Raw genomic sequence first — 19286 nt, 5'->3', positions numbered from 1 at the left:
GGGCTGGCGATGGGCACCAGGCTCATCACCTCCACCCCGCCGGCGACCACCAGATCGGCGGCCCCGGAGCCGACCGCCTGGGCGGCGAAGTGCACGGCCTGCTGGGAGGAGCCGCACTGGCGGTCGATGGTGGTGCCGGGGACGTGCTGCGGCAGCCCGGCCGACAGCCATGCGGTACGCGCGACGTTCCCGGTCTGGGCGCCGATCTGGCTGACGCACCCGAAGTACACGTCGTCGACGGCGCCCGGGTCGGCTCCGGTTCGCTCCAGCAGGGCGCGCAGCGCATGGGCGCCGAGATCGGCGGGGTGCACGCCGCTGAGCGTGCCCTTGCGGCGGCCGACGGGGGTACGGACGGCTCCGACGATGAATGCTTCCGACACGGTGGGGCTCCAGGGGTTTCGGGGAGGTGTCAGGTGCTGGGGGCGGCGCGGGTGAAGTCGGGCGCCCGCTTGCCCAGGAAGGCGGCGACGCCCTCGCGGCCCGCGTCCGAGGTAGCGGCGGCGGCGATCGCACGGGCCTCGCGGTCCAGGTGCGCATCGAGGTCCGAGGTCAGTCCGGTGGCGACGAGACGGCGAGTGACGCCGAAGGCGGCGGTGGGTCCGCCGCACAGCGCCTCGGCCGTACGGACGGCCTCGGCGGTCAGTTGGTCGGGGGCGACGATCCGGCTCACCAGGCCGATGGCCTCGGCTTCCGCCGCCTTTATGCGGCGGTTGGTCAGCAGCAGGTCCAGGGCCCGCTTGGGGCCGACGAGCCGGGGCAGGAACCAGCTCACTCCGGCATCCGGTGAGTAGCCGATCCCGGTGTAGGCGGTGGTGAACGAGGCGTTGTCGGCGGCGAGGGTCACATCGGCGGACGCGGCCAGGCCGATGCCCGCACCGGCGACGGCGCCCTGCACGGCGGCCACCACGGGCGCGTCGCCCGCCGCGAACGTGCGCAGGGCCTCGTGGAGCGCGCCGGTCACCGCGATGAGGTGCTTCTCCAGCGCCTCGCCGGAGAGCCGGGAGAACTCCCCGAGGTCGCCGCCGACGCAGAAGGACTTCCCCTCGCCGGTCAGCAGCACGGCCCGTACGGACTCGGTGGCGCAGGCCCGCGCCGCGTCCAGCAGTTCGCGTGCCATCTCCAGGTCGATGGCGTTGCCCGCCTCGCCGCGGCGCAGGGTGACGCGGGCCAGACCGTCCTCGATCTCGATGCCGACCCTCATCGCGCGGTCCATCCGCCGTCGACGGTCAGGATCTGCCCGGTGCAGTAGGAGGAGGCGTCCGAGGCGAGGAACAGCAGCGCGCCGTCGAGTTCATGGGCGTCGCCGCCGCGCCGCAGCAGGGTGTTGCGCTCGACCCAGCGGCTGGAGCGCTCGTCGCCGAAGAGGTCCGCGGTCATCTCGGTGCGGAACCAGCCCGGGGCGAGCGCGTTGACGCGGGTCCCGCTTCCGCCCCACTGTCCGGCCAGCTCGCGGGTCAGCCCGATCAGCCCGGCCTTGGACGCCGCGTAGCTCGCGCCGCCCAGGGGGGCGGCGGTGACCAGGCCGAGGATGGAGGAGACGTTGATGACGCTCCGGGGTGGGTCGCCGTCCACGGCGGGTGCCTCCGCCACCAGGCGTGCCAGGTGGAAGGGGGCGGTGAGGTTGACGCCGAGAACATCGGCGAAGGCGTCCGGGGATTCGTCCTCGGCGCGGGTTTCCCCGGACGTGGCCGCGTTGTTGACCAGGATGTCGATGCGGCCGGTGGTGGCCAGCGCCGTCCCGGCCAACTGCGCGCGGTCGGCGGCGAGCGAGACGTCGCAGGCGACGGGGTGGATGCGGGTGTCGGAGTCGGCGAGTTCCTTCAGCCTCTCGATCCGCCGGGCGGCGGCGAAGACGGTGGCCCCGGCCTGCGCGAGAACGGTGGCGAAGCGTGCGCCGAGCCCCGCGGACGCGCCGGTGACCAGGGCCGTCCTGCCCCGGAGCGAGAACAGCTCCGCGGCGGGTCGGGGCGCGCTCATCCCTCCACCCCGATCGGCAGGGCGGTCGCGCCGCCGTCGAGCACCAGGGTCTGGCCGGTCATCCAGGAGGAGGCGTCGGAGGCCAGGAACAGCGCCGCGTGGGCCACGTCCTCCACGGTGCCGAGGCGCCGCAGCGGCAGCTTGGCGGTGAGGATCGGCTCGCGGGCCTCCCACACCGCCCGCGCCAGCTCGGTCTTGATCAGTCCGGGGGCGATGGCGTTGACGCGGGCGTGCGGCCCCAGTTCGTAGGCGAGCTGCCGGGTCATGTGCAGCATGGCGGCCTTGGTGGCGTTGTAGTAGCCGATGTGCGGATCGACGATGAGCCCGCCGACGGAGGCGATGTTGACCACCGCTCCCCCGTGTTCGGCCATCCAGGCCCGCCAGGCGCACCGGGTCCAGGCGATCATGCCGTACTGGTTGACGCGGACGGTCTTCTCCGCGCGCGGCAGGTCCAGGTCGAGCAGATCGCCGTGGTACGGGTTGGTGGCCGCGTTGTTGACGAGGAGGTCGAGGCGGCCGAAGCGGGCCATGGTCTCCTCGACACACCGCTCGGCCTGCTCGGGTTCGCCCGCGTTCGCCACCACCGTGTGCACGTCGCCGTCGCCCTTGACGCGCAGCAACTCCTCGCGCGCCTCGGCGAGTCCGGCCGGTTTACGGGCCGCGATCACCACGTGAGCGCCGGCCGCCCGGTAGGCGGTGGCGATGCCGAGGCCGATGCCACGGGATCCGCCGGTGATGACGGCCACCTTGCCGTCGAGGCTGTTGGCGCTCACGCCGCTCCCGTCTCCGTGTCGGTCTTCTTCTTGTATTGCGCGAGTTCCTGGCGGGCCACCGTCCGCAGATGTACTTCGTCGGGGCCGTCGGCGATCTGCAGCGCCCGGGTGATGGCGTACAGCCGGGCCAGTACGGTGTCGTCGCTGACCCCCGCCGCGCCGTGTGCCTGCACCGCCCGGTCGACCACCTTGTGGGCGACCTCCAGCGCCGCGACCTTGATGGCGGCGACCTCCATACGGGCGGCGGCGTTGCCGACGGTGTCCATCAGCCAGGCCGATTTGAGGACGAGGAGACGCAACTGCTCGATCTCGATGCGGCTGCGGGCGATCCACTCCCGCACCACCCCCTGATCGGCCAGCGGCCCGCCGAAGGCGGTGCGTTCGGTGACGCGCTCGCACATCAGCCGCAGGGCGCGCTCGGCGAAACCCACGGCGCGCATCGCGTAGTGCATCCGTCCGGGACCGAGCCGTCCCTGGGCGAGCGCGAAGCCCTCGCCCTCTCCGCCGAGGATGTTCTCCGCCGGGACGCGGACGTTCTCGAAGAGCACATCGCCGTGTCCGAGCCGGTCGGTGTAGCCGAACATCGGCAGATCGCGCAGGACCGTGACGCCCGGGGTGTCCCGGGGGACGAGCAGCATGGACTGCTGCCGGTAGGTGGGCGCCTCCGGGTCGGTCTTGCCCATCAGAATGATCAGCTTGCAGTCGGGGTCGAGGATCCCGGAGGTGTACCACTTGCGGCCGTTGACGACGTAGCTGTCGCCGTCGCGGGTGATGCGGGTACGGATGTTGCGGGCGTCGGAGCTCGCGACCTCCGGCTCGGTCATGGCGAAGCATGAGCGGATCTGAGCGTCGAGCAGCGGGCGCAGCCAGCGGTCCTGCTGCTCGGGAGTGGCGTACAGCGCGAGCAGCTCCATGTTGCCGGTGTCGGGCGCCGAGCAGTTGAACACCTCGGGGCCGATGATGGAGCGGCCCGCCAGCTCCATGAGCGGCGCGTATTCGAGGTTGCTGAGCCCCGCGCCCCAGTCGCCGTGCGCCATGAAGAGGTTCCACAGGCCCTCGGCACGGGCCTTCTCCTTCAGCTCGGCCATCACCGGCGGCAGGGCGTGCGGGTCGTCCCCTTCGGCCAGCTGCCGGTCATACGTCGCTTCCGCGGGGAAGACGTGTTCGTCCATGAACGACCGCATGCGGTCCTGGAGTTCACTCGCCCGTGGCGAGTATCCGAAATCCACGATTGCTCCTGTTCGGTGGGGGCGTACCGCTGCCGGATCAGCCGAGGATGTCGCGGGCGGTGCGGATCATCGCGGCGATGGTGGGCGGCAGGCGTTCCTGGTCCGGGTCGTGGTGCTTGCCCTCACGGTGCCGGCGGAGGTTGTGGCCCATGATCGCGGCCATCTTCATGCGGCCGAGTGCCCGGAACCAGTCCATCGCGGGCAGCGCGGGCCGCCCGTCGCGGTAGGTGTCCAGCAGTTCGGCCTCGCCGGGCAGTCCGGGCACGGCGTGTCCCAGTTGGGGGAAGTTGTGGTGGTCCGCGAAGAGCAGGAACCAGCCCAGGTCGATGCGCGGGTCGCCGACGCTCCAGATCTCCCAGTCGACGACGGCCACCGCCCGCTCGCCCACGCACAGCACATTGCCGAGCCGGAAGTCCCCGTGCAGCAGCACCGGCGGAAGGCCGTGGGGTACGCCGTCGGCGAGACGTGCCAGCAACTCCTCTCCACCGGGCCGCAGTTCGACGGGAACGGCCCGCAGGGTGCGGCTCCACCGCTCCAGCTCACCGGCGGCGTCCAGTGGTGCGGGCGCGTCGAGCCCGGGCGTGTCCACATCGGTGCCGTGCAGTCGGCGCAGGACGGAGGCGATCTCCAGCATCCGGGCGCGGGCCGTCGCGGGGTCCACCTCGTGGTCGTCCAGTACCGGCTCGACGGCCTCACCGGCCGCGAAGTCCATGGCGAACCAGGCGGGTTGGGTCTCGTCGACGGCCACGACGCCCGGTACCGGCACCGTGGATCCGGCCAGCGCGCTCAGCACCCGTGACTGGCGCAGGACGTCGTTGCGTCCGACGGGCCGCTGCCCCGGAGGCACCGCCTTGACGACGTACCGGGCGTCCCCCGCCGCGACCTCGTACGTCAGCCCGGAGTGGCCGCCCGGCAGCACCGTCAACTCGCCGACCGGCGCGCCCGGGTGGTGGCGGGCGAGCCGGTCGCGGACCCGGGCGGCCAGCTCCGGCACCTCGGTGGCCATGCTCATCGGACGGGCTCCTTGGGCAGGCCGAGTACGCGCTCGGCGAGGATGGTGCGCTGGATCTCGTCGGTGCCCCCCGCGATGCTGTAGCCGGGGGCGCCCAGCAGGTGTTCCGTCCAGGCGTAGGTGCCCCACTCCCCCGTGTCCGCCACGAGGCTCGGCCCCAGCAGCTCGGACACCAGGTCGCTGGTGCGCCGCATTGTCTCGGTGGCGTACAGCTTGCCGACCGATGCCTCCGCGCCCGGTTCGCGCCCGGCGACGAGGGCGGCGGTCACCCGCAGTCCCATGAGCCGCTGGACGAGGGTGCGGAGGTGGAGGTCGGCGGCCCGCTGCTGTTCGCTACCGGTGAGCGGGCGCGACAGGTTTCCGGCCAGGTCCAGCGCCCGGTCGGCGTTGTCCAGGCCGAGGCTGCCGGAGTCGAGCCGTTCGGCGGCCAGCACGCTGAGCGTGACCCGCCACCCCTCGCCGACAGGACCGAGCCGGTCGGTGTCGGGCACCCGCACACCGTCGAGGTAGACCTCGTTGAAGCTGGTGCCACCGGTCATCTGCCGGATGGGCCGTACGGTGACACCCGGCGCGTCCATGCGCACCAGGAAGACGGTGATCCCGGCGTGCTTGCGGACGTCCGGATCGGTGCGGCACACCGCCACGCCCCAGGTCGCCACGCGGGCCCCGGAGGTCCACACCTTGTGCCCGGTCAGCACCCAAGTATCGCCCTCGCGCACCGCTCTGGTGCGCACCGCGGCGAGGTCGGAGCCCGCCTCGGTCTCCGAGAACAGCTGGCAGGCCAGCTCGTCGGTGCGCAGCATGGGCACGAGCCAGCGGCTCTTCTGTTCCTCGGTGCCCCACAGGCCGATCGCGGGAGCGACGAGCGCTTGGGTCACGGGGAAGATCTCGGGGCGGTGCGGTACGTCGAAGGCCGCCTCCTCGCCGCGGTAGAGCTGCTCGTAGTACGCGGGCAGACTTCGTCCGCCGTACTCCTGCGGCCAGTTGAGCGCGGACCAGCCCTGGTCGTAGCGGGTGCGTTCCCACTCCTGGACGCGGGCGGTGTACTCGCGCTCCTGCTCCTCGGTCCAGTTCTCGAACACGGCGACGGAGTCGGAGCCGCTGCCCCACTCCCCGTCGGCGGCGCGGGGCCGGGCCACTCCGGCGAGCCACGTCCGGGCCTCGGCGCGGAACTCATCGGGTTCCGGGATACCGCTCATCTCTTCCTCCACCTCCGATCGGGGGGCCGTTCAGCGGGACATTCCGCCGCACATTCGGCGCGACTTTCAACGGGCCTTTCAACGGGCCTTTCAACGGGCCTTTCAACGGGACAGGACCGTGCAGGCGCTCACGCCGGGGGCGCCGTACACATGGGTGAAGCCGATCCTGGGGCGGTCCGGGACCTGGCGCTCGCCGGCCCGGCCGCGCAGTTGCTGGACGACCTCGTAGACCTGGCGCAGTCCCGAGGCGCCGATGGGTTCGCCATTGGCGATGCAGCCGCCGTCGGTGTTGACCGGCAGCGTCCCGCCGATCGCGGTGGCACCGGAGGCGATCAGCCGTTCCTGCTCACCGTCCTCGCAGAATCCGCACTCGGCCATGTGCATGACCTCGGCGCCGCTCTCGGTGTCCTGCAGTTGAGCGACGTCGATATCGCCGGGGCCGAGCCCCGCCTCGTCGAAGGCGGCGGCCGAGGCATCACGGCTGACGCTGGTCAGTGTGCCCCCGGGAATCCACGGGCTGAACACCTCGAACGAGCCGAAGCGACGGGTGCGTACGGCCGCCGAGCGCAGGGTGACCGGTGTGCCGTCCATCGCGCGGGCGGCCTCGGGCGAGCAGAGGACCAGCGCCGCCGCGCCCGCTCCCGGGGAGCAGAACATGAAGCGGGTCAGCGGATCGCTGACCATGCCGGATTCCAGGATCTCCGCGGCGGACACCGGTTCGCGCCGCCATGCCTCGGGGGTCAGGCCGCCATTGCGGTACGCCTTCTCGGCGACCAGGGCGAGGGTCCGCGGGGTGATCCCGTGGTCGTGCATATAGCGCTGGATCTTCATGCCGAAGAACTGGGTGGTCACCATCAGCCCGTCGCTGCCGTACTCCGCTCCCAGGCCCCAGTCCTCGGGCCTGGGGTCGAAGGCGCCGCGCGGGTGTTTGTCGAAGCCGACGGCGAGGACGACGTCCGCCATGCCGGAGCGGATCGCGTTCACGGCGGAGACCAGCGCGCTGCCACCGGTGGCGCAGCCGTTCTTGACATTGACGAACGGCAGTCCGGTCAGGCCGAGTTGGGCCACCAGGGTGTCCGCGAGACCCGCGCTGTCGCTGCCGCCGAACGCGGCCCGCACCCGCGACCACGCGATCCCGGCGTCCGCCAGCGCGGCGTTCACGGCGGCGACGGCGAGCTGCCGGCCGGTCGTCTCCGACCGGCCGAACGGGGTGCGCCCCGCGCCGCAGATCAGCACATCGGTGCTCAAGAGCCCTCCTCGCTCAGGGACGTGGGCCTGGCCCGGGGCACCCCGGGACCGGCGGTCACGGAGAGCGGCATGCCGATACGGACGGCGTCGAGGTCGTCGACGTCGAGGACGGCGGCCACCCGCACGCCCTCCGCCAGCTCGACATAGCCGAGCGCGAACGGCTCGAAGCCTCCGGGCGGGACCTGGTAGGGCGGCGACTTGGGGGCGTACCGCTGCACCGTCCAGGTCCACAGCGTGCCCGTGCCCTGGAGGGCCGCCGGATCGGCCGGCCCTCCGCAGCGCGGGCACGTGTCGTCCGCGGGGTACACCGTCACCGAGCAGCCGGAGCAGCGTGCGCCCTGGAGCCCGCCGGCGGCGGAGCTCCGCGGATCCGTGGTCATCCGGATCAGCGCCCCTGCCACTTGGGTTCGCGCTTCTCCAGGAACGCCGACACGCCCTCGTTCGCATCCTCGGAGTTGAGCGCCACGCCCACGGCGAGGTGCTCCATCACCATCAGCGACTGGGTGTCGGCGTCCAGGCTGCGGTCGATCGTCATCTTCGTGAGCCACATGGTGAAGGGGCTCTTGTCGGCGAGGTGGCTGATGAACTCCTCGACCGTCGCGTCCAGCTCCTCGGCCGGGGCCGACTTGTTGATCAGGCCGAACTCGGCGGCCTCGATGCCGGAAAGGAGCTTGCCGGTGAGCATCAGCTCCTTGGTCTTGCGAATGCCGATCATGCGCGGCACCCGGTAGATCGGACCGGCCCCGCCGAACAGCGCGCGGCGGATGTGGAAGTCGCCGATCTTCGCGTCGTCGGCGGAGATGGCGAAGTCGCAGGAGATCATGATCTCGAAGCCGCCTGCGGTGACATGGCCCTCAAGGACCGCGACCGAGGGGGTCTTCATCGAGTACAGGCGGTCGCACACCTTCGCGGACTTCACCGCGACGTCGATCGCGTTCGACTTGCCGACGTACTCGGCCTTCAGGCTGTCGAGGTCGAACCCCGAGCAGAACGTGCCGCCACGGCCGCGCACCACCAGGACCCGAAGCTCGGGGTCCTCGTCCACCTCGGTGATGATCTCGTCGAGCCGGTCCAGGATCGGCACGGTGACGCAGTTCTTCTTCCACGGACGGTTGAGCCACACACGGGCGACGTGGCCGTCGCGCTCGAACTGGATCTCTTCTTCCGTTGTCATCCCTCACCCCTCTGAAACTGAACTGAATTCACTACAACTTTGATTCCATGGCCGCACGGTGTCAAGCCCTTGATCGAGACATACCTATTCGGGTTCAGGCAGCGGGGCGGCCGACGAGCCCGGCGAGCCGGGTCCGGTGCTGGTCCGCCGTGCCGAACAGCACCTCCGCGCCGCGCGCCCGGCGCACGTACAGATGCGCCGGGTGCTCCCAGGTGAAGCCGATCCCGCCGTGCAACTGGACGTACTCGGCCGTCGCCAGGCGGAAGGTCTCGGAGCAGACCACGGCGGCGGCACAGGCGGCCACCGGCAACTGCGGCGAGGCGATGGCGGCGCAGGCGGTCGCATACGCGGACCCCGAGCGCGCCGCCTCCAGCGCCACCAGCACATCGGCCAGCCGGTGCTTGACGGCCTGGAAGGACCCGATAGGGCGGCCGAACTGGTGGCGCTGGGCGACGAAGGCGACCGTGGCGTCCAGCGCATGCCCGCTGCCGCCGACCTGCTCGGCCGCCAGCGCGGCCCGCCCGGTGTCCAGCGTGGCCGAAACCGTGCCCTCGGCCCCCTCCGCCGTGCCCACGGCAGCGGCCGGGGCACCCCCGAACTCCACCAGCGCCTGGCGCCGCGTCTCGTCCAGGACGCGGCGCGGCGTCCGCCGGCAGGTGTCGGGGGCGGGCTCACAGGCGAAGATCCGAGGCCCGGCGGGTGTTCCGGCCCGCACCAGGAGCAGATCCGCACCGGCCCCGTCGAGCACGAAGTCCGCCCGGCCGCGCAGCGCCCAGCCGCCACTCCCCTGTTCCGCGGTGACGGCGGGCTCGCCGGACCCACCGGGCTCATCGGGGCCGAACCCGGCCACGGTGGCGGTGAGCGTGCCGTCGGCGATCCGGGGCAGATAGCGCTCACATGCCGTACGGTCGCCGCCGAGCAGGAGGGCGTTTGCGGCCAGGACCACCGTGGGGAGCAGGGGCGCGCAGTACAGGGCGCGTCCGGATTCCTCCAGGGCCACGGCCAGCTCGGCGAAGGTGAAGCCCGACCCGCCGTACTCCTCCGGAATGGCCAGGCCGTGGACGCCGATCTCGCCCGCGAGCCGTACCCAGAGCGCTTCGTCGTATCCGCGCGGGGTGGCCAGATGCTTGCGCACCTCCTCGACGCCACTCGCCTCGGCATAGAGGTCCCGCAGGACGGTACGCAATTGTCGCTGTTCGTCCGTTTCGGACAGTAGCTGGGGGTCGATCTCGGGGTGGCGACGGTGCATGGGATCTCCATCGTGCTCGTACGGCGGGCGAGGAGCGCAAGAATTGAACTCAATTCATGACCGTAGGCATGGGACTCCGGGCAGGCAAGACCATCCGGCGCCAGGATCGGGGCGGACCCGGATCGGGGCCGGCCCGAATCAGGGGGCCGGCCCGGATCCGCTCAGGCGGTGAACCGGCCGCCGTTGGCGAGCAGCACCGCGCCGACGAGGTTCGCCGCGGCATCACTCGCGAGGAAGAGAGCGATCTCGGATATCTCCTCGGGCGTCGCGTACGGGCGCACCCGCGGGTCGGCGAAGGCCGACCGCAGCGCCTCGGGGGTGCGGGCCGCCATCCCCGTGTCCGTCGGCCCCGGCGCCACCAGATTCACGCGGATCCCGGACGCGATGACCTCCTTGGCCACGGCCTGGGCCAGGGCGTGCACACCCGCCTTGGAGGCGGCGTAGTGCGGGTAGCCAACGGGCGCGTCGAAGGCCGACGACGATCCGATCACCACGATCGCCCCGGCCCCGCGGGGCCGCATGATCCGCACCGCGGCGCGCAGCACATGGAAGGTTCCGTCCAGGTTCACGCGCATGACCCGCCGCCAGGAGGCGTCGTCGAGGGAATCGGTCAGCTCGACCGGCCGGCCTTCGACGGCCGCGTCCGCGATCCGCCGCTTCGCCTCCGGATCGTCGACCCCCGCCGCGTGCACCAGGACGTCGAGGCGCCCGTACCGGCGCAGTACGTCCTGGAAGGCGCTGTCGACGCCCGCCGCGTCCGTGACGTCGAGCGCGACCGCCCGGGCGGCGGGCAGTTCCTCGGCGACGGCCGCCGCGCCGTCGCCGTTCACGTCCGCCAGGACGACAGCCCGCGCCCCTTCCGCGGCCAGTTGCCGGGCGACCGCCGCGCCCATACCCGAGGCGGCTCCCGTCACCATCGCGACCCTGTCGGCGAACCTCCCCGTGCGGACCTCTTCGCTCGTCACACCGATCCCCTTCCGTTGCCTCAGCCATCTATTGAACCGACTTCACCTCTGTTACCGTGGCAGCCGCAGCGCTGACAAGACCCGGGACGGTGAAGATGAGGGCACTGCGGCTGACGGCCTGGGGCGAGGCTCCGGCACCTACAGAGGTCGAGCGGCCCGTCCCCCACGGCGCCGAGGTGCTGGTGCGGGTCGAAGCCGCCGGTCTGTGCCGCTCCGACCTGCATGTCATCGACGGTGCTCCGGGCGCGCTCCCCTACCGGCTGCCGTTCACCCTCGGCCACGAGGTCGCCGGGCAGGTCACGGCCCTGGGGCCCGCCGCCGACGGGGTGAGCACAGGTGACCGCGTGGTGCTCTACGGGCCGTGGGGCTGCGGCTCCTGCGCGCGGTGCGCCGCGGGCTCCGACAACTACTGCGACCGGCGGGACACCCTGGCCTGGCACGGGGCGGGACTGGGCCGGGACGGCGGAATGGCCGAGTATCTGCTCGTCCCGTCCGCCCGCCATCTGGTGCCGATCGGCGACCTGCCGGCCGACCAGGCCGCCCCGCTCTCCGACGCGGGCCTGACGTCCTACCACGCCGTGGCCGGGCTCCGGCCCGCCCTCGGCGAGGGCACCACCGCCGTCGTCATCGGTGTCGGCGGGCTCGGCCACCTGGCCGTCCAGGCCCTCCACGCGACCACCGCGAGCCGTGTGCTGGCGGTCGATGTCCGGGAGGACGCCCTGGCTCTCGCGGACCGCTCCGGCGCGGACTTCGGCACCCTGATGCGGCCGGATACCGCCCGCGTCCTGAGGGCGCGCAGCGGTGGCGTGGGGGCGGACGCCGTATTCGACTTCGTCGGCGCCGCACAGACGCTGGAACTCGCGACCAGCGTCCTGCGCCCCGGCGGCGAACTCGCCGTCGTCGGAAGTGGAGGCGGCAGTCTGACGGTGGCCAAGCCGGGTGTCCTGCCGGCCGGCTTCCGGCTCTCACTGCCCTTCTGGGGTACGCGCCACGAGCTGGCCGCGGTCGTCGCGCTGGCACGTTCGGGGGCGCTCCACGTCGAGACGGAGCGCTTCCCGCTGTCCGCCGCCGCCGAGGCGATCGACCGGCTTCGCCGGGGCCGGGTGCGGGGCCGGACCGTGCTCGTACCGGACTGATCACCTTCGCGGTGGACTGATGGCTCCGGCTCACGGACGCCGGGGCTCACGAATGCGGGCCTCATGGACGCGGGGGCTCACGGATGCGGGCCTCATGGACGCGGGGGCTCACGAATGCGGCAACTCACGGATGTGGAAGGGAAGTTCAGCATGCGCTTCGACGGAAAAGTAGCGATCGTCACCGGCGGCGCCCGGGGCATGGGCGCCACGCATGTACGGGGGCTGGTCGCGGAGGGCGCCCGAGTCGCCGTCTGTGACGTCCTGGACGACGAGGGGGAGACCCTGGCCGGGGAACTCCCCCACGCGCGGTACTGCCACCTCGACGTCACCGACGAAGCGCAGTGGCGGTCCGTCGTCCGCACGGTCGAGGACACCCTCGGCCCCGTGGACGTCCTGGTCAACAACGCGGGGATCATGCACTACGGCGGTGTGGAGCAGCAGTCGCCCGAGCACTTCCGCCGGATCATCGACGTCAATCTGGTGGGCGCCTTCCTAGGCATGCACACCGTCCTCCCAGGCATGCGCGAGCGCGGCCACGGGGCCGTCGTCAACGTCTCCTCGGCCGCCGGGATGACGGGTTTCGCCAATGGCATCGGCTATGTGGCGAGCAAGTGGGGGGTGCGCGGGATGACCAAGGCCGCCGCACTGGACATGGCAGGCAGCGGGGTGCGGGTGAACTCCGTCCACCCGGGTGTCATCCGTACGCCCATGGGTGAGACCGCCTCACCCGAACTCTTCGCCCATCAGCCGGTGGCGCGCATCGGGGAGCCCGAGGAGGTCACCCGCATGGTGCTCTTCCTCGCGAGCGACGACGCCTCCTACACCACGGGCGGGGAGTTCCTCATCGACGGTGGCCAGACCATCGGCCTCCGCGGCCACTCCTCCACGACGGCGGACTGACGCGGTGCGGTGCGGTGGCCGCGGCCACCGCACCCGCCCTCTACACGTCCTTGCGGACGGTGAGCAGGGAACCGATCCCGATCAGGCAGATCACCATGACGAAGAACGCCGGGGAGAGCAGGTTCCCGGTCTTGTCCACAAGGAAGGTCGCGATGTAGGGAGCGGTACCGCCCGCGAGGACGGTGCCGATGTTGTACCCGATCGCCATGCCGGTGTAGCGGACCCGGCGTTCGAACAGACGCGGCCACAGACTGGCCGCCGGGACCTGCACAAACCCACTGCTCACCATGAAGAGCAGATAAGCCAGGCCGGCCAGGGCCAGGTTGTGCCGGCCCATGAGCATCATCGCGGGGTAGGCGGTCACCAGGAAGCCCAGCAGCCCGCACATCAGGACGCGACGGCAGCCGAACCGGGCGGAGAGCCAGCCGGCCGGCACCATGAGCAGCACGGTGACGAGCACGACCCCTGCGGTCAGCCAGAACACCTGCGTGGAGTCGTACCCCAGGTTGGTGGTCAGATGGATGCCGATGTACGTCAGCCCCAGGAAGATGGCTCCGCCCTGCGCCATGGCCAGGCCGATGGACTGCAGCAGCGCGCCGCGGTGGGTGGACAGTACCTCCCGGATCGGCGCCGTCGGGATGTCGGCGCGCTTTGCGGCCGCCTCGAATTCCGGCGTGTCCTCGATCCGCAGCCGGGCCCACAGGCAGATCAAGGTGAGCGGCACGGCCATCAGGAAGGGCAGCCGCCAGCCCCAGTCGCCCATCTGGTCCTTGGTGGTGAGGGCCGAGATCGCCCCGGCCGTGGCGGCCGCGAACATGAACCCGAGGTTGGACCCGATGGGCGTGACGCAGCCGAGGAAGGCTCTGCGCCCGGGCGGCGCCGATTCGTAGATGTAGGTGTAGGCACCGACCGACTCACCGCCCGAGGAGACGCCCTGCGCCAGCCTGGTGATGAACAGGAGCACCGCGGCGAACACGCCGATCTGGCTGTAGGTCGGCAGCAGTCCCGTGACGCTGCTGGCCACGCCCATGCACACCACGGAGGAGACCAGCGCCTTGCGGCGACCCCATCGGTCGCCGATCCACCCGAAGAAGACACCGCCGACCGGCCGCACCACGAGGCCGGTGGCGAGCACCGCGAGCGTTGCCAGCAACGAGGCCGCCGGATCGTCGCCCGGGAAGAACTGAGGAGCGATCGCCACGGCGAGATAGCCGTAGACGCTGAAGTCGTAGTACTCGATCAGGGTGCCGATGCTCCCGGCGAGCATCGCGCGGCGCACCGTACGTGGATCGTATGACGCCGCCTCCTCCCCCGGAGGTGCGGGCTGTTGTGTGGTGCTCATGATCCGGCTCCCTTCGCGACGGCACGGTCCGGTGCCGTGCCGACGTCCGGGACGCTACAGAACTGAACTCAGTCCAGCTAGCCATCGAACAGGAGTTTCCTCCGGGAGCGCGGCGAATGCCGTGGGCACCATCAGGCGCGCGGACCGAAAGGGCTTCGCGCATACGGCGTCCAACCTGCGGCTCAGTCGGCAGCGGAGTGCCGCGCGAGACGGTGACCGCATCGACACACGCCGACCGGTTGATGATCTGAATTGGATTCGGTTTACTCGTAAGGAGCGGGGCGTGCCGTGTGCGGTGCCCGCGCTTCAGACCTGCTTCGCATCGTGGGTGCGCGGTCGCGCGCCCATCACGCAAAGTGTCGCCGTACAGGTAGGCAGTAGCCAAGCTCGGGAGTGCAACGTGCCCATCGGGTTCGAGATCGACGAACGGGTCGCCGGGATCGCGCGGCGTACCACCGAGTTCGTACGGGAGGTGGTGATACCCGAGGAGCAGGCGTGTGACGGCAACGTCCATGCCGGGCCGGAGCCGCTGCGCCGCAGGCTTCAGGACGCGGCCCGCGAGGCGGGGGTGTTCGCCCCGCACGTCGGCGCCGAATGGGGCGGGCTCGGACTGGACCTGTGCGGGCAGGCGGTGGTGTTCGAAGCGGCCGGATACTCGCTGCTGGGGCCCCTCGCGCTCAACTGCGCGGCTCCCGACGAGGGCAATACGCATCTGCTCGAGGTGGTGGCCACGGAGGAGCAGAAGGAGCGGTATCTGCACCCGCTGGCCGCCGGTGAGGCGCGCTCGTGCTTCGCGATGACCGAGCCGGCGCCGGGCGCCGGCTCCGACCCGCGTGCGCTCATGACGACCGCGACGAAGATCGACGGCGGCTGGCGGCTCGACGGCCGCAAGTGGTTCATCAGCGGCGCCGACGGGGCGGCCTTCGCCATCTGCATGGCCCGCACCAGCGGCGGCCCCGGCGACCCGGGCGGCGCGACGATGTTCCTCATCCCCGCCGACAACCCCGGTATGAAGATCGTCCGGAATATCGACACCCTGGACCAGGGCCTCTTCGGCGGGCACAGCGAAATCGCCTTCGAAGGCTGCGAGGTCGGGGACGATGCCGTACTGGGCGAGGTGGACCAGGGTTTCGCGTATGCCCAGGTACGCCTGGGGCCCGCGCGCATGACCCACTGCATGCGCTGGCTCGGCGTGGCCCGACGAGCGCAGGACATCGCCCTGGAGCGCGCGGCGGACCGTTCGGCCTTCGGCAAGCCGCTGGCCGAACTGGGCATGGTGCAGCAGATGCTGGCCGACTCCGAGATCGACATCGAGACCAGCCGGGCGGTGCTGTGGCGGGCCTGCTGGGAGCTGGACCAGGGCCGCCCCGCCGCCCAGCACACCTCGATCGCCAAGACCTACGTCTCCGAGGCGGTGAACCGGGTGGTCGACCGGGCCGTCCAGATATGCGGTGCGCTCGGCATCTCGGGGGACGCCCCGCTGTCGCGGCTGTACCGCGAGGTGCGCCCGTTCCGTATCTACGACGGCCCTTCCGAGACCCATCGCTGGGCCATCGCCAAGCGCGCGGTGCGGACGGCGCGCGAGCGGCGGGGCACCCGGTGACCAGTTCTGGGGCGACGGTGGCCGGAGTCGACGTGGCCGCGTTGCAGCGCTACTTCGAACGCCACGTACCCGAGTGCGCGGGCCCGCTCACGGTCACGCTCCTGCAGGGCGGGCGCTCCAATCTCACCTACGCGGTGACCGACGGGGCACACCGGTGGGTGGTGCGACGGCCACCGCTGGGGGTGCTGACACCGACCGCGCACGACATGGACCGCGAATACCGCGTCGTCGCGGCGCTCGGCGACACCGCGGTGCCGGTTGCCCGGGCCGTGCTGTCGTGCACGGATCCGGAGGTGATCGGGGCGCCGTTCTGTGTCGTCGACTTCGTGGCGGGCACGGTGCTGCGCGACGGTGACGAGGCCGCCGCGCTCCCGCCCGAGGACGCACGGCGCGCCGCTGACGCGCTGGTGGACGCCCTGGTCACACTGCACTCGGTGGACGCCGCCACGGTCGGGCTCGGCGACTTCGGCCGGCCCGACGGCTATCTGGAGCGCCAGGTGCGGCGATGGCGTGGGCAGTGGGACAAGGTCGCCACGCGGAGCCTGCCCGACCTCGACGAACTGCACGGCAGGCTGGCCCGTTCCCTGCCCGCGAGCGGCGCCCCGGCCATCGTGCACGGCGACTACCGCCTGGACAACGTCATCCTGGCACCCGGCGAGTTCGGGCGGATCGCCGCCGTCCTCGACTGGGAGATGGCCACGCTCGGCGATCCGCTCGCCGACCTCGGGATGCTGCTCATGTACTGGGACCGGACCTGCGAACCGGTCCTCGGGGCGCGCCACGTCCCGACGGCCAATTCCGGCTTTCCCTCGGGCCGGGAGGTGGCCGAGCGATACGCCGAGAAGTCCGGACGGGACATCGGTGGCCTGCCCTTTTACCAGGCGCTTGGCTGTTTCAAGCTCGCCGTCATCGCGGAGGGCATCCACGCCCGCTATTCGGCGGGACAGACGGTCGGAACGGGATTCGAGCGGGTCGGCTCCGCGGTGCCCGCGCTGCTGCGCTCGGGGCTGGAGCTGCTGCCGTGACCGCTGACACCGGAGACGCCACGGCTGACACCGGAGATGCCACGCGATACGCCATGCCAGATGCCACGCGAGTTACCACCCAAGGTGCCACGCGAGACGCCACGTCCGACGCCACGCGAAACGCCACGCAAGACGGAGGAGAGCCCGTGCGAGACCGACTGTCCGGACAGATCGCCCTGGTCACCGGCGCGACCGGCGGTATAGGAGCCGCCGTCTCGCGGCGGTTGGCCATCGAGGGCGCCACGGTGGTGGTGACCGACGTGGACGCCGACCGCTGCGAGCAGCTGGCGGAGGAGCTGACGAAGGAGCTGGCGGCCGACGGAGCGCGGGCGCTGGGCCTCGTGCTGGACGTGAGCGACGAGGAGGCGTGGCGCGGCACGGTCGAGCGCGTGGTCTCCGAACTGGGCGGCCTGTCCGTGCTCGTCAACAACGCGGGTATCGCCCAGATGCGCACCGTGGAGACGGAGACCCAGGAGTCCTGGGACAAGGTCATCGCGGTGACCCAGGGCGGTGTCTGGCTCGGCATGAAGCACGGTGGACCCGCGATCGAACGCGCCGGTGGCGGCTCGATCGTCAACATCGCGTCGATCTTCGGCACGGTGGGCGGCTTCGGCAGCCAGTTCTCGTACCACGCGGCGAAGGGTGCGGTCCGGCTGATGACGAAGAACGCCGCCCTGCACTGGGCCACGCGCGGCGTCCGCGTCAATTCGATCCATCCCGGTTTCATCGAGACGCCTCTCTCGCGCGAACTGTGGCGGGGCACCCCCCGTCACACCGCGATGGTCGAGGGCACCCCCATGGGGCGGCTCGGCACGCCGGATGAGGTCGCGGGGGCCGTCGCGTTCCTCGCCTCCCAGGACGCGAGCTTCGTGACCGGCTCCGAGCTGTACGTGGACGGCGGCTGGACGGCACGCTGACGCACCCCCACCCGGTCGCGGCGGACGCCGCCCCACCACCCCGTCACGGGGACGCCGCCCCACCACCCGGTCGCGGCGGACGAGCCAGGTGGTGGGGCGGCGAGCGCTCAGTCCGTCGCCTGTGACGTCCTCGTCTGTGCCGCCGTCGCCGTCGCGGTGGTGGCTGCGGTGGCGGTGTCCGCGGCGGTCAGTCCGAACACCAGGGCCGAGGCGATGCCGCCTGCGTAGGCGCGGTGCCACAGGCCACCGGTGTCCGACCCGGCCGCGAGGAGTCCGTGGAGCGGTTCGCCGTCCCCGCGCAGGACGCGGGCCCGGTCGTCGATGCGCACACCGTGAAAGGGGAAGGTGATGGCCGGTACCGTCTCGATCACGTAGTACGGCGGTTCGTCGAGCGGGAGGCGGTCAAGCTGCCGACCGGGCACCGGCTCCAGCCCCGCCGCGGCGTCTTCGTTGAACAGCTTGACCGCGTCGCGCACGGCGTCACCCCGATACCCCCATTCCTCCGGGAGGTAGGCCAGTTCGTCGAGGTCTTCGGCGAGTCCCACACGGCCGCCCCGCTTGCCGGCCAGCGCGAACTTGTCCACGGCGACCGCGCCCTCGACGTACGACCCGACGACCCAGTCACGGAACACCCGGGCGTCAGCGATGAGCAGACCCCGGCTCTCGGGCTGCTCCAGCAACGCCATGGCCGTCAGGTGGTCGCCCAGCGTCTCGTCCACGAACCGATCGTTGAGCACGTTGAACAGAAGGGCGTGCTCGCTGTAGTAGAGGGACAAGTCGACGAAGTCCGCCGGGTCGGCGAAGGAGATCCCGCTGGGGATGAGATGGCCGTAGAAGCCCGCGTCATCGTGGCCGGTGGCGGCACCGACCTGGGTGGCAAGACGGTATCCGCCACCGCGGCTGAAGGAGTTGGAGCGGAGCTGCATGCTCCCGGCACGGGGGTGCACATGCGCGGTGCGGAGTTCCGGATCGCCCTGAAACCCGCCGGTCGCGATCAGCGTGGACCCAGCACGCACGCGCATGCGCGCGCCATCGGCCAGCCTCAGCTCCGCCCCCGCCACGCCCCCGTCCTCGACCACCAGCCGTTCGGCACACGTCTCCAACAGCAATGTGCCACCGCCTTGGCGGATGGCCCGACGACAGGTGTCGACATACTGATGGGTGTCGAACTGGTGCCCACGACCGAAACTGAGAACGCGCTGCGCGTCCTTGATGTCCACGCCGAGTGAACGAATCCATTCGACGCCTTCGGGAAACCGATCCACGAGGGCGCGCTTGAGCGCGGTGTCTCCCCATGGATTGTGCTGGTCCATGACGTCATGGCTCGGCGCGGTCCACGCGTAGCCCGCGAAGCGCGCGGAACCGCCGACGTCCGTACCGATCTCCACGACCATGACGGACAGACCGTTGCGAACAGCGCGGGCACCAGCGGTCAACCCCGCCATTCCCGCACCGATGACCAGCAGATCGACATCCTTCACGCGCACGTGACTCCCCTCCGGCGATGAGCTCGACGGCTCGCCAAGGGCCACGACAC

The 19286-nt window shown here is 71.4% G+C and carries 19 protein-coding genes; 5 read left to right on the top strand and 14 right to left on the bottom strand.

From position 1 onward, the window contains the following. The 12 genes from J5X86_RS33225 to J5X86_RS33170 all read right to left on the bottom strand — a co-directional run. On the bottom strand, nucleotides 1-380 hold a 380-nt coding region (locus J5X86_RS33225; protein ID WP_308124794.1), incomplete at its 3' end, for a beta-ketoacyl synthase N-terminal-like domain-containing protein. Between the two features lie 29 nt (nucleotides 381-409). Beyond that, nucleotides 410-1201, bottom strand: coding sequence for an enoyl-CoA hydratase/isomerase family protein (locus J5X86_RS33220; protein ID WP_208520403.1), 792 nt, complete (start codon nucleotides 1199-1201; stop codon nucleotides 410-412). Further along, complete coding sequence (locus J5X86_RS33215) at nucleotides 1198-1977, bottom strand: SDR family NAD(P)-dependent oxidoreductase (protein WP_208520402.1); 780 nt, start codon at nucleotides 1975-1977, stop codon at nucleotides 1198-1200. Before J5X86_RS33215 ends, J5X86_RS33220 begins: the two co-directional genes overlap by 4 nt. Next, entirely contained in the window at nucleotides 1974-2750 is a 777-nt protein-coding gene (locus J5X86_RS33210) for an SDR family oxidoreductase (protein ID WP_208520401.1), read from the bottom strand. The genes J5X86_RS33215 and J5X86_RS33210 overlap by 4 nt, the downstream gene beginning before the upstream one ends. Beyond that, nucleotides 2747-3979, bottom strand: coding sequence for an acyl-CoA dehydrogenase family protein (locus tag J5X86_RS33205; RefSeq protein WP_208520400.1), 1233 nt, complete (start codon nucleotides 3977-3979; stop codon nucleotides 2747-2749). Before J5X86_RS33205 ends, J5X86_RS33210 begins: the two co-directional genes overlap by 4 nt. A gap of 37 nt (nucleotides 3980-4016) precedes the next feature. Then, nucleotides 4017-4991 (bottom strand): phosphotransferase family protein, encoded by a 975-nt coding sequence (locus tag J5X86_RS33200; protein ID WP_208520399.1) that lies wholly within the window; start codon nucleotides 4989-4991, stop codon nucleotides 4017-4019. Then, entirely contained in the window at nucleotides 4988-6190 is a 1203-nt protein-coding gene (locus J5X86_RS33195) for an acyl-CoA dehydrogenase family protein (RefSeq protein ID WP_208520398.1), read from the bottom strand. Before J5X86_RS33195 ends, J5X86_RS33200 begins: the two co-directional genes overlap by 4 nt. A gap of 102 nt (nucleotides 6191-6292) precedes the next feature. Then, the gene (locus J5X86_RS33190; protein WP_208520397.1) at nucleotides 6293-7438 is read right to left on the bottom strand and encodes a thiolase family protein; all 1146 of its coding nucleotides are present in this window, start codon (nucleotides 7436-7438) and stop codon (nucleotides 6293-6295) included. Continuing rightward, nucleotides 7435-7818 carry a Zn-ribbon domain-containing OB-fold protein gene (locus J5X86_RS33185; RefSeq protein WP_208520396.1) on the bottom strand — a complete coding sequence of 128 codons (384 nt, stop codon included), beginning with the start codon at nucleotides 7816-7818 and terminating at the stop codon, nucleotides 7435-7437. Before J5X86_RS33185 ends, J5X86_RS33190 begins: the two co-directional genes overlap by 4 nt. A 5-nt stretch (nucleotides 7819-7823) precedes the next feature. Continuing rightward, the gene (locus J5X86_RS33180; protein ID WP_014056511.1) at nucleotides 7824-8612 is read right to left on the bottom strand and encodes an enoyl-CoA hydratase/isomerase family protein; all 789 of its coding nucleotides are present in this window, start codon (nucleotides 8610-8612) and stop codon (nucleotides 7824-7826) included. Nucleotides 8613-8706: 94 nt separating this feature from the next. Next, nucleotides 8707-9861, bottom strand: a complete 1155-nt coding sequence (locus J5X86_RS33175) for an acyl-CoA dehydrogenase family protein (RefSeq protein ID WP_208520395.1) — start codon at nucleotides 9859-9861, stop codon at nucleotides 8707-8709. Nucleotides 9862-10022: 161 nt separating this feature from the next. Continuing rightward, entirely contained in the window at nucleotides 10023-10826 is an 804-nt protein-coding gene (locus J5X86_RS33170; protein ID WP_308124793.1) for an SDR family NAD(P)-dependent oxidoreductase, read from the bottom strand. A gap of 95 nt (nucleotides 10827-10921) precedes the next feature. On the opposite strand from J5X86_RS33170, the gene J5X86_RS33165 reads away from it, so the two are divergent. Both J5X86_RS33165 and J5X86_RS33160 read left to right on the top strand, forming a co-directional pair. After that, nucleotides 10922-11962 carry an NAD(P)-dependent alcohol dehydrogenase gene (locus J5X86_RS33165; protein ID WP_208520394.1) on the top strand — a complete coding sequence of 347 codons (1041 nt, stop codon included), beginning with the start codon at nucleotides 10922-10924 and terminating at the stop codon, nucleotides 11960-11962. Between the two features lie 150 nt (nucleotides 11963-12112). Further along, entirely contained in the window at nucleotides 12113-12862 is a 750-nt protein-coding gene (locus J5X86_RS33160; protein WP_208520393.1) for an SDR family oxidoreductase, read from the top strand. Between the two features lie 40 nt (nucleotides 12863-12902). On the opposite strand, the gene J5X86_RS33155 is transcribed toward J5X86_RS33160, so the two are convergent. Further along, nucleotides 12903-14204: an MFS transporter gene (locus J5X86_RS33155; protein WP_208520392.1), complete on the bottom strand. Its 1302-nt coding sequence runs from the start codon at nucleotides 14202-14204 to the stop codon at nucleotides 12903-12905. A 400-nt stretch (nucleotides 14205-14604) separates the two neighbouring features. Between J5X86_RS33155 and J5X86_RS33150 the strand changes: the two genes are divergently transcribed. The 3 genes from J5X86_RS33150 to J5X86_RS33140 all read left to right on the top strand — a co-directional run bounded on the left by J5X86_RS33150 (nucleotide 14605) and on the right by J5X86_RS33140 (nucleotide 17749). Then, a complete protein-coding gene (locus tag J5X86_RS33150; RefSeq protein ID WP_208520391.1) occupies nucleotides 14605-15807 on the top strand; it encodes an acyl-CoA dehydrogenase family protein in 1203 nt (400 codons plus the stop codon). Further along, a complete protein-coding gene (locus J5X86_RS33145) occupies nucleotides 15804-16832 on the top strand; it encodes a phosphotransferase family protein (protein ID WP_208520390.1) in 1029 nt (342 codons plus the stop codon). The genes J5X86_RS33150 and J5X86_RS33145 overlap by 4 nt, the downstream gene beginning before the upstream one ends. Before the next feature lie 146 nt (nucleotides 16833-16978). Continuing rightward, a complete protein-coding gene (locus J5X86_RS33140) occupies nucleotides 16979-17749 on the top strand; it encodes an SDR family NAD(P)-dependent oxidoreductase (RefSeq protein WP_208520389.1) in 771 nt (256 codons plus the stop codon). A gap of 107 nt (nucleotides 17750-17856) precedes the next feature. Here J5X86_RS33140 and J5X86_RS33135 read toward each other — a convergent pair whose 3' ends face one another. Then, nucleotides 17857-19236 carry an FAD-binding protein gene (locus J5X86_RS33135; RefSeq protein ID WP_208520388.1) on the bottom strand — a complete coding sequence of 460 codons (1380 nt, stop codon included), beginning with the start codon at nucleotides 19234-19236 and terminating at the stop codon, nucleotides 17857-17859. Nucleotides 19237-19286: the final 50 nt, after the last annotated feature.

Origin of the sequence: Streptomyces sp. NEAU-YJ-81 (assembly GCF_017592595.1) — a bacterium.
In the GTDB taxonomy this organism is placed as follows: Bacteria; Actinomycetota; Actinomycetes; order Streptomycetales; family Streptomycetaceae; genus Streptomyces; species Streptomyces hygroscopicus_B.
This window is presented reverse-complemented; position numbering and strand designations above follow the sequence as displayed.

Bases quoted from the DNA above. Each gene is read 5' to 3' on its own strand.
- J5X86_RS33220 (WP_208520403.1), bottom strand. From the start codon at position 1,201: ATGAGGGTCGGCATCGAGATCGAGGACGGTCTGGCCCGCGTCACCCTG.
- J5X86_RS33215 (WP_208520402.1), bottom strand. From the start codon at position 1,977: ATGAGCGCGCCCCGACCCGCCGCGGAGCTGTTCTCGCTCCGGGGCAGG.
- J5X86_RS33200 (WP_208520399.1), bottom strand. From the start codon at position 4,991: ATGAGCATGGCCACCGAGGTGCCGGAGCTGGCCGCCCGGGTCCGCGAC.
- J5X86_RS33195 (WP_208520398.1), bottom strand. From the start codon at position 6,190: ATGAGCGGTATCCCGGAACCCGATGAGTTCCGCGCCGAGGCCCGGACG.
- J5X86_RS33185 (WP_208520396.1), bottom strand. From the start codon at position 7,818: ATGACCACGGATCCGCGGAGCTCCGCCGCCGGCGGGCTCCAGGGCGCA.
- J5X86_RS33180 (WP_014056511.1), bottom strand. From the start codon at position 8,612: ATGACAACGGAAGAAGAGATCCAGTTCGAGCGCGACGGCCACGTCGCC.
- J5X86_RS33175 (WP_208520395.1), bottom strand. From the start codon at position 9,861: ATGCACCGTCGCCACCCCGAGATCGACCCCCAGCTACTGTCCGAAACG.
- J5X86_RS33165 (WP_208520394.1), top strand. From the start codon at position 10,922: ATGAGGGCACTGCGGCTGACGGCCTGGGGCGAGGCTCCGGCACCTACA.
- J5X86_RS33160 (WP_208520393.1), top strand. From the start codon at position 12,113: ATGCGCTTCGACGGAAAAGTAGCGATCGTCACCGGCGGCGCCCGGGGC.
- J5X86_RS33155 (WP_208520392.1), bottom strand. From the start codon at position 14,204: ATGAGCACCACACAACAGCCCGCACCTCCGGGGGAGGAGGCGGCGTCA.